Annotated in this window: 10 protein-coding genes; 6 read left to right on the top strand and 4 right to left on the bottom strand. The window is 69.2% G+C overall.

Annotated features, from left to right (window positions below):
* Positions 1-69 precede the first annotated feature (69 nt).
* The 4 genes from BM417_RS21310 to BM417_RS21295 are packed head-to-tail and all read left to right on the top strand — an operon-like array spanning position 70 to position 2,380.
* Positions 70-600, top strand: coding sequence for a DUF4232 domain-containing protein (locus BM417_RS21310; protein WP_093597011.1), 531 nt, complete (start codon positions 70-72; stop codon positions 598-600).
* Positions 600-1,070 (top strand): GNAT family N-acetyltransferase, encoded by a 471-nt coding sequence (locus BM417_RS21305; RefSeq protein WP_093597009.1) that lies wholly within the window; start codon positions 600-602, stop codon positions 1,068-1,070. Before BM417_RS21310 ends, BM417_RS21305 begins: the two co-directional genes overlap by 1 nt.
* A 58-nt stretch (positions 1,071-1,128) precedes the next feature.
* Positions 1,129-1,737 carry a LysE family translocator gene (locus tag BM417_RS21300; protein ID WP_093597006.1) on the top strand — a complete coding sequence of 203 codons (609 nt, stop codon included), beginning with the start codon at positions 1,129-1,131 and terminating at the stop codon, positions 1,735-1,737.
* Positions 1,738-1,756: 19 nt separating this feature from the next.
* Positions 1,757-2,380 carry a LysE family translocator gene (locus BM417_RS21295; RefSeq protein ID WP_093597959.1) on the top strand — a complete coding sequence of 208 codons (624 nt, stop codon included), beginning with the start codon at positions 1,757-1,759 and terminating at the stop codon, positions 2,378-2,380.
* A 116-nt stretch (positions 2,381-2,496) separates the two neighbouring features.
* Here the strand turns inward: BM417_RS21295 and BM417_RS21290 are convergent, their stop codons facing one another.
* The 4 genes from BM417_RS21290 to BM417_RS21275 all read right to left on the bottom strand — a co-directional run bounded on the left by BM417_RS21290 (position 2,497) and on the right by BM417_RS21275 (position 9,496).
* On the bottom strand, positions 2,497-4,662 hold the full coding sequence (locus BM417_RS21290) for an ATP-binding protein (RefSeq protein WP_093597003.1): 2,166 nt from the start codon (positions 4,660-4,662) through the stop codon (positions 2,497-2,499).
* Between the two features lie 64 nt (positions 4,663-4,726).
* On the bottom strand, positions 4,727-7,177 hold the full coding sequence (locus BM417_RS21285) for a DUF2156 domain-containing protein (RefSeq protein WP_093597000.1): 2,451 nt from the start codon (positions 7,175-7,177) through the stop codon (positions 4,727-4,729).
* Positions 7,174-8,466, bottom strand: a complete 1,293-nt coding sequence (locus BM417_RS21280) for an alpha/beta hydrolase-fold protein (protein WP_093596997.1) — start codon at positions 8,464-8,466, stop codon at positions 7,174-7,176. Before BM417_RS21280 ends, BM417_RS21285 begins: the two co-directional genes overlap by 4 nt.
* A 91-nt stretch (positions 8,467-8,557) precedes the next feature.
* Positions 8,558-9,496 (bottom strand): maleylacetate reductase, encoded by a 939-nt coding sequence (locus tag BM417_RS21275; RefSeq protein WP_093596994.1) that lies wholly within the window; start codon positions 9,494-9,496, stop codon positions 8,558-8,560.
* A 101-nt stretch (positions 9,497-9,597) separates the two neighbouring features.
* Between BM417_RS21275 and BM417_RS21270 the strand changes: the two genes are divergently transcribed.
* Together BM417_RS21270 and recQ are read left to right on the top strand one after the other, a co-directional pair.
* Complete coding sequence (locus BM417_RS21270; protein ID WP_093596991.1) at positions 9,598-11,448, top strand: Xaa-Pro dipeptidyl-peptidase; 1,851 nt, start codon at positions 9,598-9,600, stop codon at positions 11,446-11,448.
* A gap of 39 nt (positions 11,449-11,487) precedes the next feature.
* Entirely contained in the window at positions 11,488-13,473 is a 1,986-nt protein-coding gene (gene recQ, locus BM417_RS21265) for a DNA helicase RecQ (RefSeq protein WP_093597956.1), read from the top strand.
* The last annotated feature ends 6 nt before the right edge of the window (positions 13,474-13,479 follow it).

Raw genomic sequence — 13,479 nt, 5'->3', positions numbered from 1 at the left:
CTCCCGTGCCGGTCCTCCGTTTGTGAAGGTTTCGGCCGACCTCGAACGTTCTGTGGCAGCATCGGTCGCATGAGATCTGGGGGCAGAATTCTTGTCGTGATCGCCGCGCTCGCCGGCCTGGTCGCGTGCGGAACGGGCGCGCAGGCGACGGAGGCTCCGTCGTGCGACACCGGTCTGCGGTTCACCACGAACGTCACGAGTGCGGCCATGGGTCTGCGCGTGATGTCCGTCGATGTGGTCAACTGCGGTGCGGAACCGGTGCAGTTCAACGGATATCCGCAGGTCAAGCTGTTCGACGAGCGGCGGGAGCCGTTGGACGTCGAGATTCTCGACGGTTCGGGTGGCATCGCGGCGCTCGAAGGCTTCGACGACGCGCCGCAGCCGATCACCGTGCCGCCGGGCGAGAGTGCGAAGAGCGCGTTCGTGTGGCGGAACACGCACGCGTCGGCTGACCCGCCGCAGGTCGGCAAGCACGTCGACATGGCGGCCGCGCCAGGCGGCACGTGGCAGCCGTTGGTCGCGACGACACCCGAGGGGCGCGTCCTCGTCGACCTGGGCAGCACCGGGCGTCTGGGCGTTCGCGCCTGGTACCGCCCGTGATGGAAGTCAGGCGCGCGACCTCGGACGACGCCGCCGCGGTGGCCCGGATCTGGTATCCGGGCTGGTGCGACGCGCACCTCGGCAACGTGCCGCAGCGGCTCGTCGACGCACGGCCGGAGGAGACCTTCGAGCCACGTGCGCTGGAGCACGTCGAACACACCACGGTCGCGACGGTGAACGGCGATGTCGCCGGGTTCGTGATGGTCATCGGGGACGAGGCCGAGCAGGTCTACGTCTCCGCCGATCATCGTGGATCCGGTGTCGCGCAGGCACTTCTGGCCGCTGCCGAGAGTGAGGTGGCGGCGAACGGGCACGTCCGCGCGTGGCTGGCGGTCGTCGCCGGGAACGCGCGGGCGCGCCGGTTCTACGAGCGGCAGGGCTGGACCGACGAAGGCCTGTTCGACCACCAGGCACCGCATCCGGACGGGCCCATTCCGGTTCCGGCGCACCGCTACACCAAGCCCGTGTGATCGTGTCGGGTGTGTTAAATCTTGTGGTGGCAAGGGTCTGCCGTGTTCTCATGACGTCATGTCCACCACCGCACTCCTGAGCTTCACCTTCGTCGCGCTGCTGACCGTCATCACGCCGGGCCTGGAGACCCTGCTGGTGCTGCGGACGGCGTTGCTGGTCGGCCGCCGCGCCGCGATGGGTGTCGTGGTCGGCAGCACGCTGGGGTGCCTGGTGTGGGCGACCGCGGGCCTGGTCGGCCTGACCGCGTTGTTGCAGGCGTCCGAACTGGCTTACGACATCGTGCGGTGGCTCGGTGCCGGATACCTGATCTACCTGGGCGTCAAGGCGCTGTGGAACTCGAGGCGCCCGACCGAGATCGACGAACCCGCGCCGGTGCCGTCGGTGCGCGCGGCCGTCCGGGTCGGACTGCTGACGAACCTGCTCAACCCGAAGCCGGGTGTCTTCTACATCTCGTTGCTGCCCCAGTTCCTGCCCGTCGGCCAGCCCGCGTGGGGCGGCGTGCTCGTGGCCATCCACCTCGGCATCGGGCTGGTGTGGTTCCCGATTCTGATCACGGCGGCCGGCCGGGCCCGCGCTTTCCTGCTGCGGCAACGGCTTCTGCTGGACCGCCTGTCGGCTTCAGCGCTGATCGCGTTCGGCTTGAAGACCGCCGTGGACGCGCGCTGACCTGTGATCTGATGTGGCCATGTCGACCGCCGCACTCCTGAGCTTCTCGCTCGTCGCGCTGCTCACCGTCCTCACGCCCGGCCTGGACACGGTAATGGTGTTGCGCACGGCGTTGCTGAGCGGCAAACGCGCGGCGATGGGCGTGGTTCTCGGCATCACGCTGGGGTGCCTGGGCTGGGGCGTGGCGAGCCTGGCAGGCCTGACGGCGTTGTTGCGGGCGTCCGAACTGGCCTACGACGTCGTGCGGTGGCTCGGTGCCGCGTACCTGATCTACCTGGGCGCCAAGGCGTTGTGCCTGTCATCTTTCTCCATGGCGCGCAAGGCCGTGTCGCTGGAGGACTCGCGTCCGGTGCCGGGCGCCGGGGCGTCGTTGCGGGTGGGACTGCTGACGAACCTGCTCAACCCCAAGGTCGGCGTGTTCTACCTGTCGTTGCTGCCGCAGTTCATGCCCGCCGGTCAGCCCGCCTGGGGTGCGGCGCTCGTCGCGATCCACCTCGGACTCGGCCTGGTGTGGCTGCCGATCCTGATCGCGGTGGCCGGTCGCGCCCGTGCTTTCCTGCTGCGCCAGCAGGTTCTGCTCGACCGGTTGACGGCGTCGGTGTTCGTCGCGCTGGGGCTGAAGCTGGCGTTCGAGGCGCGCTAGCGTTCGCCGGTGGCCGGTCGCGCCCGTGCTTTCCTGCTGCGCCAGCAGGTTCTGCTCGATCGGTTGACGGCGTCGGTGTTCGTCGCGCTGGGGCTGAAGCTGGCGTTCGAGGCGCGCTAGCGTTCGCCGGTGGCCGAACGGTGCCAGGCCGCGAGCGCCACTCTGGTCGGCAGGCCCAGCTTCACGCGGATGTTGACCACGTGCCGGTCCGCTGTCCGCGGCGAGATGTACAGCCGTGCCGCGATCTGCTTCGACGTGTACCCGTCCGCGACCAGACCGGCGATCGTGAACTCCTGCCTGGTCAGGCCGCCGGGCAGCAGTGGTTTCACCGGCCGGCGTTCGGAGTCCGGCACCGGTTCGAGCGCGAACGCCATCACCTGCTCCGGCCGCAGGTCGGCGCCGAGCGTCGTGATCACCTGGTAGTCGTCGCCGAGCGAGCGGCGGACGGTGCGGTCGGCGCGGTCCAGCACTCGGCGGAACGGGCTCATGCCGCTGAACGAGATCCGCGAGACCCGTTCCTGCGACCGCAGCGCGCCGAGCAGCCGTGCCGCGCGGTCGTTCGCGCCGAGTTCCGCGCACGTGCAGGCGAGCAGCCACAGACTGAACGGGGTGCTCCAGGTGTCGCCGAGCGTCAGCTGGATCCGCAACGCCTGGACCGCCAGCGGATGCACCTGCGCCGGATCGCCGTGCAGCAGTTCGTAGAGGCCGCGATGCCACAGGCCCCAGGCGTGCGCCCAGCTCACGCCGTTGCTCTCCGCCTGCCTGGCCAACGCTGTCGTAGTCTTGTCCGCGGCCTCGGCGTCCAACAGGAAGCACGCGGCCATCGCGTGCATCAGCTCGGTGATGTAGGTGTCACCCGGCGACGAGTGCTCGCGGCACAGCTCCACGACGTGCGCGTACAACGGCACGCAGTCCGGTGAGCCCTCCACGAAGAAGAGATGCGTGGCCTCGGCGAGAACCAGGTGCACGTCGGTGATCGGCAACCTGGGTAACGCGCGTGCCTCGTTCATCAACGGGAACGCCACCGCCGAGTCGCCCCGCACCTGAGCCATGTACGCGCAGTGCGCCAGCAACGATGTCCGCAGCGGAGCCTCGGTGATCACCTCGCGGGCGGCCGTGAGCAGGTCCCATGCCTGGCCGAGCATGCCCGCGAACGACGTGAAACGCGCGCGCTGCACGTTCATCGTCACGGCCGCGCCGGCCGCGGCCAGATCAGGGGTCCGCAGCGCGTGCCCGACCGCCGCGCGGATGTTCGGCCACTCCTCCCACAGCCTGCCCATCCACCGCGTTTCGCCGGGTGAGAACCACGAGCGTGCGGCCTCGTCCACGAACTCGCTGTAGTGCACCGCGTGGCGCCGTAACGGCTCGTCGGCGTTCGTCAGCAGACGGGCGCCGAACTGCGACACGGTGTCCAGCAACCGGTAGCGGGTCTCGCCGGTGACCGGACTCGTCGCTGTCGCCACGATCGATCTGTGAACCAACGCGGACAACGGTTTCAGCACGTCCGCGTCCGCCACCGCCTCGGCCGCGGCGAGGTCGAAGTCCGCGGGGAACGCCGACAGCCGCGCCCACAACCGCCGTTCCTCGTCCGTGCACTGCCGCGCCGACCATTCGAGCACCTGCTCCAGCGTGGCGGGCTCAGGTTGCCGGAACACCTCGGACAGCACCACGCCGGCAGGCTGCGCGGCGAGTAACTCGATCGCGAGCGGCAGCCCGTCCACCGCCTCGCACAGCGCGGTGACGTCGGCCAGGTCCGGTGCCACCTCCGCCCGTTCCTCGAACAGCAGCACCGCGTCGTCCACGCTCAGCGGCGGAACCCGCAGCAGCTGTTCGCCGTAGACGCCGAGCGGCTCCCGCGAGGTCGCGAGGATCGTCAGCCCCTCGCAGTCGCGCAACAGGTGGTGCACCAGATGCCGGACCGCCTCCAGCAGGTGCTCGCAGTCGTCCAGAACGAGCAGCAAGTGCTTGTCGTACAACGACTCCACGAGCCGCCCGAGTCCGGGCTCCGGTGAGTTGTCGACGATCCGCAGTTCGGTCGCGACCGCACGTGCCAGCGCCGCCGGGTCCTTGAGGTCCCTGAGCCGCACCCGCCAGGCCCCGTGCTGGAACGCCTGCGCCAGCGCACGCCCCGTCTCCACGGCGATCCGGGTCTTGCCCATCCCGCCCGGCCCCGCCAGCGTGACCAGCCGTGCTCGGCCGAGGAGCGCCTCGGTTTCGGCGAGCACGGCCTCGCGGCCGATGAACGTCGTGGTCTGGGCAGGCAGATTGCCCCGCACGGTCATCGGCGCATCTTCGCCTAGCAGCGCGGAAGTGTGACGAAGAGGATCTCCTCACCACCCTTTCGGACTAGCGAGTTCGACCATGCGTGGTCACGCGCTCGCGGGTCCGGATGATCATCTTGCTCGCCAGCCGAAGTCCCTGCCGTGCGTTGAGGTGCGGGAGGTACGCGCGGCTCACCGCGTTCGCGATGCGCGGCAGCGCCGCCGAGTCCGGATACGCCATGAACATCGGCTGATAGGTCGGCTGGAACTTCGCCTTGAACGCGAACAGCGAGCGGAACCCGTACACCGGCTCCAGCACCTGCCCGGTGAAGTCCAGGACGCGCTGCAACGCCCGTGGTCGCTCACCGCGGTCCAGCCGGGCGAGCGGCGCCCCGGACAGGCTCAGGAACCGTGCTCCCTCGGCTTGGAGCTGTTGTGCCGCCGAGGCGATCAGGAACTCCATCGAGCCGCGGAAGCCGTGCGTGCGGCGGCGCATGAAGTCGAGCGTCCACCCGACGATCTCGCCGTCCGCGTACACCGGCAGCCAGCTCGTGATGCCGTGCACGGTGCGGTCGCCGTCCACCGCCAGCAGGCAACGGACACCGTCACCGGCCAGTTCCTCCAGCCCTCCCAGCGTGAAACCCATCTCCGGCAGGCCCTTGTCCGCCACCCACTCCGCCGAGATCGAGCGGATCTGGTCCGTGATCGCGTACGGCGCGTCGGCGTACGTGCACCACTCGGCGGTGATGCCGGCCTTGGCGGCCTTGTTCAACGCCGTGCGCACGTCCTGCCACTTCTTGCCGGTGAAGCTCAGCTGGTCCAGCTCGATCATCGTGTCCTCGGCGACCTGCACCGCGGACCACCCGAGGCTCTCCACCGCGGCCCGCGTCTCGGCGCCCACGCTGTAGAGACACGGCGTCCAGCCGTTCTGCGCGCAGAACTCCGCGAACCCGCGCACGGCGTCCACCCGCGCCGGACCGATCGGATCGCCGACCGTCAGCGCGATGGTCGCCACCACGCGGTACGCGATGGCCGTCTCACCGTCCGGCGTGAACCAGTACTGGTTGCCGCGCCACGTCGTCATGTACGACAACGACGAACCGCCGTGCCGCTGCATCAGCTCACGGGCGTGCGTCGCCGCTTCTTCGCACGACGACGGCCACGTCCGCCACGACGCCATCAGCAGACCGGCCAGCACGATCAGCCAGAACACCACGCCCGTGTACTCGAACAGCAGCGCGCCGACGAACCCCTCGGCGGAGAACTGGAGCGGCACCAGGTCGAGGTAGCCGGGCGGCAGGAACCGCGTCGGCAGGTCCGCGAGCAGCGCGCCGAACCCCGGCTCCGGTGTGAACTGGTCGCGGACCAGGTACCCACCGAAGACGTAGAGCACCGACAGCAACGCGACGCTGATCGCCGTGAACCGCCAGAACTTCACGACGGCATGCCGAGGTAGACGCACGTCGAAGTGCTTGCGCGTCAACAACAACACCACGATGATCGCGAGCGGTGCCAGCATCGGCACACCGAACGAGACCGCGAGCTCCAGCAGACTGGCGTCCGGGAACTGCGCGACGTACACGACGTACGAACCGATGAACGCCGCGAACGCCACGTTGAACACGAGCGCCGCCCGCCACGCGAACCGCCGTCCGCGTCGCAGCCCTTCCGCCAGCACGAGCAGCAGCAACGCCGGCAGCAGCGACATCACGAGCGCGGGGAACCGGCCGTACGACAGCTGGACCATCATCGTCCGGCACAGCTCGATCATGTCCGAGCCGCACACCGCGTCGACGTCCTCCTGCGACGGCTGAGCGACCGCCACGACGTCCGCGAACCACCAGAGCGGTCCGTTCGGGTACGGCGACATCATCGACACCACCGGCCCGAGCGCCGACGCCGCGAGCAGCAGCGCCACCAGCACCCGCGTCTCCTGGAGCGAACGCGCCTTCTGCACCGGCCCGTTCTTCAGGAACAACGCCCCGATCAGCAACCCGGCCACGCCACCGGACAGTCGGAGCAGGTCTTCAAGCCAACCTGACCACAGCGTAAGCACCAGCACCGACAAGATCATCATCAGCCGGACGCGGCGCCTCCACAGCGGCGGCATCCGGAACGTCAGCGCGAGCACCAGCCCGACCCCGCCGATCGACGGCCCCGCCGCGACCTCGCCCACGAGCGACTCGAGCCAGCCGAAGTGCAGGTCGCGCCCGATCAGCACCAGCCCGAGCCCCAGGAACGAGCCGAGCACGTGCGTGGCCAGGAAGATCACCGCGGTCCGCGCCGCGCCGAACGAGCGTTCGGCCAGCGGTCCGGCGACGAGCAGCAGCACGGTGGTCGCGACGTAGCCCAGCAGGTCCATCGACCACAGCGCCGAGGTGAGGACGGTCCACAGCGGACTTCCGGTGCCGAACCCGGTGCGCGCGAGCAGGTCGTCGCTCGCGCCGGTGATCGCACCGGTCAGCGCGCCGACCGTCCAGAAGACGATGAGGAACGCGCAGGTCAGCGGCGCGGTGCGGAACAGTCTGGCGATCATCTGACCAGCCCTGTTCGCTGCGCGAGCCACGGCAGAGTGCCGTAGAGGCCCGGCCGCCAGACGTTCCAGTCGTGTCCTCCCGGTAGTTCCTTCCACTGCACGTCCATTCCGGCCTTGCGACAGGCCTCGAACACCTCGAGTCCCGCCGGGCGGTACTGACCGTCGTCCTTGCCGGCCACGATCACGCCCGAGGTCTGCGGGAACTTCTGCTTGGCGAGGATGTCCAGCGGGTTGACGCGGACGAACGCCGCCTCGTCGCCGCCGAACGCGGCTTTGACCGTCTCGGCGCGCGTGCCGAGCGTGGGCTCGCGCTGGCCGGACAGGTCGATGAAGTTGCCGTACACGTCAGGCGCGCGCACTGCGAGTTGCAGTGAGCACGTGCCGCCGTGTGAGAGGCCCGAGACCGTCCACGCTTCACGGCGTTCGTCGACCGTGAGGCGCTCTTTGACCCACTTGGGCACGTCGCGGGTCAGGTACGTCTCCGACTGGCCCAGCTTCGAGTCGAGGCACAGCGGGTTCGCCGTGAGGGAGCCGATGGAGTCGGGCATGACGACGATCGGCGCGAGGCCCTGGTGGGCGCGTGCGAACTCGTCCATGTTGTCGGAGATCCGGCCGGCGTCGTACCAGTCGCGAGGAGAACCCGGCTGGCCCGCCAGCAGGACCAGCACCGGCAGTCGCGGACGGGGTTTCACGGCGTACGCGGGCGGCAGGTAGATCCACGCCGGACGCGTCTTCATCGCGCCGGGGATCTCGACCTCGGACAGCGTGCCCTTGTCCGGTACGCCGGCGCCGGTCCAGACGTCGGCCAGCTTCTTGCCGGCGGGCAGGTCGAGCACGTCCGCGACCGGGACGCTGTCCGGCAGGTCGACGCTCGGGTTGTTGAACACCTGCAGCGCGGCCCTCGACGTCGGGTACAGCCCGTAGTACGCGTTCGTGGCCGTCAGTGCGCCTGAGATGACGACGACGGCGGCGATGATGGTGAACACACGTCCGTACCACCGCGACGGCCGTAGCCTCGCCACGGCGAGACTGAGGGCCACGAGTGCCGCGCCCAGCCACACCATCAGGATGATCGGCATCGGCTCCGGCCACGGTTTCCACACGTGGTTGATCACGAGCGTCAGTCCGGTCACCAGGAGCGCGCACACCAGCACAACGATCGGCAGCACGCGGACCCACCAGGTCCGGTTCTTCCGAATTGTCAGGTACGTGAGGGCGAGCGCGGCCGCGACCGTGGCGGCCTTGGGGATCGGTCCGTTTATCAGGGACAGATCCAGCGGGCTGAGCATGCTCCAGATACTTCAGGAAGTCTTCAGGAAGCACATCGGAGGTTCGTCTGAGTTCAGAGCTGTGAACATCAGCCTTAAGAATGACAACCCGTCAGTCGGATGTTGCGTCGCGCCAGGCGTTGGTCAGGACCCGTTGGGCGTCCGGATGCCCGGCGATCTCCGCAGCGCGGGACAAATCGGACTCCGCCATCCCCAGTTCGCGCAACGAGGTCACCGCACCGAACCGCGTGGCCGTGTCGTGGATGCGAGCGGCCAGATCGGACGGTGCCGTGTGAGGCAGCAGCGCCGTGTGCGTCGCGGCATGCGGCAATCCGAACGAACCACCTAAAACGTGCGCGAGCTTGTGGTGCAGTCCCATGGGGACGGACGCGAGGCACGTGCCCGCGAGCCACGCCGAGGACAGCAGCTCGGTCCGCGCATCCACAGTGGACGGGTTTCCGCTCAAAGCGTGCAAAACGCCCTCGATCGCCTTGGTCGCGATGGCGTCGATCAACGGGTTCTCGTTGCCTCGGGCGGCGACGGCGTGCGCGAGAGAGTTGAGCGCGCTTGTCACCGTGACGTCGAGCGGCAGGTCCAGTGTCAGTTCGACGTCGTAGATGACGGTGCCGGGCTGGATCGCCGGGTCGCGCCGCGTCTTCTTCAGTCCGTCCGCCGTCTCGCCGAGCACCTGCGTGACCTCGGAGCCCGCGTACGTCGTCGGGATGATGATCTGCGGGACGCCCGCACGCACCGAGAGTGCCTTCGACAGTCCTGTGCTCGATCCACCGCCGACCGACACGATGCAGTCCGCGCCGTGCTCGCGCAACGACACGAGCGCGCGCTCCGTGACCTCGACCGGCGTGTGCATGGTCGCGCCGGTGAACCGGGTGACGAGCAACGGGCCGAGCTCGGCCGCCACCTTGTCGCCGCCGTGCCGCGCGATCAGCAGCACCCGCTTCGCGCCGAGCCGTTCGACCTCGGCGCGCACGGAGGAGACGGTGCCGCGGCCGAAGACGACGCGGGTGCGGCCGGGCTCGAAGGTGAAGCTCACGAAGAACGAATATTCGTGAGGGGAGTGCCGGGCGCAACAGCGGAGGGTCAAGCCTTTCGGCTCTGACGGGGCGACTTCGTCACTCCTTAGCGTGAATCTTCATGAAGCGTGTTCGTGTTGTAGTGGCGTTAGCAGGGGCCCTGACCCTGACGCCAATCCCTGCCACAGCGGCGACACCAGCGTTCAGCCTGTCCGGCGGCGTGTCCGCGCCGATCCACTCGATGGCCGACGCGGTCCGGGAGACGGTCTACGTCGACTCCGGGCTCGATCTCGACGGCGACGGCACCCGTGACCGGGTGACCGCCGACATCATCAGGCCGGCCACGACCGGGCGCGTGCCCGTGATCATGGACGCCAGTCCCTACTACCAGAGCGCCGGACGCGGCAACGAGAGCGAGGTCAAGACCTACGACTCCGCCGGGGTGCCGGTGAAGTTCCCGCTCTTCTACGACAACTACTTCGTGCCGCGCGGCTACGCCGTCGTGCTGGTCGACTTCCTCGGCACGAACCGGTCGCGTGGCTGCGTCGACGTCGGCGGTCAGTCGGAGATCGCCTCCGGCACGGCCGTGATCGACTGGCTCAACGGCCGCAAGACCGGCTACTCGACCCTGACCGGCGCCACCACGAAGTCCGCCTCCTGGTCGACCGGTGCCGTCGGCATGATCGGCAAGTCGTGGGACGGCTCGATCGCGAACGGCGTCGCGTCGACCGGGATCGACGGGCTGAAGACCATCGTGCCGATCGCGGCCATCAGTTCCTGGTACGACTGGTTCCGCTCGGACGGCGTCGCGTACCCCGGCTACGCCTCGCCGACCGGGTTGGGCTCGAACTTCGAGAACTCCAACGCGCGCTCACGATGTGGTGCGGTGCGCACGCAGATGACGAACGGTTCTCCTTCCAACGGTGACTACACGGCGATGTGGCAGACGCGTGACTTCGTGCGCAACGCGTCGAAGGTGAAGGCGTCGATCTTCGCGATCCACGGCCTGAACGACCTCAACGTGAAGACGTTGCAGTACGGCCAGTTCTGGGACGCGGTGCCGGCCTCGGTGCCGAAGAAGCTGTGGTTCTCGCAGACCGCGCACGTCGACCCGTTCGACTTCCGGCGCAGCGAGTGGGTCCCGACGCTGCACCGGTGGTTCGACCGCTGGCTGCTCAACGTGCAGAACGGGATCGAGAACGAAGCGCAGATCTCCTCGGAACGCGCGCCCAACCAGTGGGTGGACGACCAGACGTGGCCGCCTTCGGGCACCGTCAGCACCGTGTTGCGTCCCTCTTCTTCGGGACTCGGCACGGCGCCTGGCACCGGCACGGCCGCGTTCACCGACAACGGCAACGCGACGCCGTCGACCTGGCTCTCCGGCTCGAACACCGGCCGGGTGCTCTACTCGACGGCCGCGCTGACCTCTGACCTGCGCGTTGCGGGCACGTCGTCGATCACGGTGGGGGTGTCGTCGTCTACGCCGACCGCGCACCTCACGGCGTATCTCGTCGACTACGGACCGGCGACGGTGCGGACCGGCGAGGGCATCCGGACCTTGACCACGGAGTCGTGCTGGGGCGAGAGCCGCACGGGCGATGACGCCTGTTACCGCAACACGGAGGCGACGACGGGCAACGTCGACGCGCAGATCATCGCGCGCGGCTGGGCGGACCTCGCGAACTACCAGTCGCTGTCGACTCCGCGCACGATCACGCCGGGAACCAAGTACAGCATGACGTTCCGACTGTCCACAACGGACCACGTGATCCCGGCGGGGCACCGGCTGGGCCTGCTCATCGGCGGCACCGACTCGAGCGCGATCGTGCGCCCGAGCCAGCTGCCGAGGCTGACCGTCGACCTGGCGGGCACGTCGGTGCGGATCCCGCTGAAGGGTTCGGTGCCGGCCGCGTCGGCCGTTCCGCTGACCGCCGCCAGCGTTTCCGCTGGTACGAAGAGCCAGTTGGGCTAGCTCTCCGGACTGTCGGTGCTGCTCGCTAGCATCGGCGGCATGGGTTCAACCGACCACGGGGACGCGCTGCAGGTTCTGCAGCGCGTCTTCGGGTACCCCGAGTTCCGCGGCGACCAGGCCGCCATCGTCGAGCACGTGGTCGCGGGTGGCGACGCGCTGGTGCTCATGCCGACCGGCGGTGGCAAGTCCCTGTGCTATCAGGTGCCCGCCCTGGTGCGGCCCGGCACGGGCGTGGTGATCTCCCCGCTCATCGCGCTGATGCAGGACCAGGTGGACGCGTTGCGCGCCCTGGGCGTGCGCGCGGGCTTCCTGAACTCCTCGCTGTCCTGGGACGAACGCCGGATGGTCGAGGCCGAGTTCGTCAACGGCGAGCTCGACCTGCTCTACCTGGCGCCGGAGCGGCTGACCTCCGAGGCGACCCTGCGCCTGCTCGACCAGGGGGAGATCGCGCTGTTCGCGATCGACGAGGCGCACTGCGTCTCCCAGTGGGGCCACGACTTCCGGCCCGACTACCTCTCCCTCACGCACCTGCACGAACGCTGGCCGAAGGTGCCGCGGATCGCGCTCACCGCCACCGCGACGGAGGCAACGCGCAAGGAGATCCTCACGCGCCTGGAGCTGAGCGAGGGGCGTCAGTTCGTCTCCAGCTTCGACCGGCCGAACATCCAGTACCGCATCGTCGGCAAGAAGGAGCCGAAGAAGCAGCTGCTGGACCTGCTGCGCAGCGAGCACCAGGGCGACGCAGGCATCGTCTACTGCCTCTCCCGCGCGTCGGTGGAGAAGACGGCCGAGTTCCTGGTGGCCAACGGCATTCCCGCGCTGCCGTACCACGCGGGCCTCGACTCGTCGGTCCGTCAGCGCAACCAGGCCCGGTTCCTGCGCGAGGACGGCCTGGTCATGGTCGCGACGATCGCGTTCGGCATGGGCATCGACAAGCCGGACGTCCGCTTCGTGGCCCACCTCGACCTGCCGAAGTCGGTCGAGGGCTACTACCAGGAGACGGGCCGCGCCGGTCGCGACGGTCTCCCGTCCACCGCGTGGCTCGCCTACGGCCTTCAGGACGTGGTGCAGCAGCGCAAGATGATCGAGTCGTCGGAGGGCGATCTCGCGTTCCGCCGCCGCTCGCAGGCGCACCTCGACGCGATGCTCGCCCTCTGCGAGACGGTGACGTGCCGCCGCACCCGGCTCCTCGAGTACTTCAACGAGCCCGGCGGGGTCCCCTGCGGCAACTGCGACACCTGCCTGACGCCGCCCGAGGCGTGGGACGGCACGGTCGCCGCGCAGAAGGTCCTCTCCACGGTCTTCCGGCTGCGCAAGGAGCGCAACCAGAAGTTCGGCGCCGGTCAGGCCATCGACATCCTGCTGGGCCGCAAGACCGCCAAGGTCATCCAGTTCGACCACGACCAGCTCAGCACGTTCGGCATCGGCGAGGACCTGAACGAGAGCGAGTGGCGCGGCGTGGTCCGCCAGCTCCTCGCCCAGGGCCTGCTGGCCGTCGAGGGCGAGTACTCGACGCTGGTGCTGACCGAGGCGAGTTCCGAGGTTCTGGGCCGCAAGCGCGAAGTGAAGATGCGCAAGGACCCGACGCCTGTCCGCTCGACGACGCGCACGGCGTCCTCCTCCGGCGCGGCCAAGGTGAAGGTGGATCTCCCCGCCGACGCGGGCCCGCTCTTCGAGGCGCTGCGCGAGTGGCGGGCCCAGCAGGCCCGCGAGCAGAGCGTCCCGGCCTACGTGATCTTCCACGACGCCACGCTGAAGTCCATCGCGGCGTCACGTCCCGGCTCCCTCGCCTCGCTGGGCGCGGTGAGCGGCGTCGGCCAGGCCAAGCTCACGAAGTACGGCGAGCAGATCCTGGAGGTCGTGGCGGCCGGCGGGCCCGCACCGGCCGGTGCCGCGCCTGCCGCTGCCCAGGCCTCCAAGCCCAAGCCGAAGACCACGAACACCGGTGGTGCGGCGTGGGGCTCGGGCGACGCGGTGGACGAGTGGCCGGAGCCGGAGGAGCCCGACGAGCCGATGGACTGGTGATCGGGG

This window comes from Lentzea waywayandensis (assembly GCF_900115955.1).
In the GTDB taxonomy this organism is placed as follows: domain Bacteria; phylum Actinomycetota; class Actinomycetes; order Mycobacteriales; family Pseudonocardiaceae; genus Lentzea; species Lentzea waywayandensis.
This window is presented reverse-complemented; position numbering and strand designations above follow the sequence as displayed.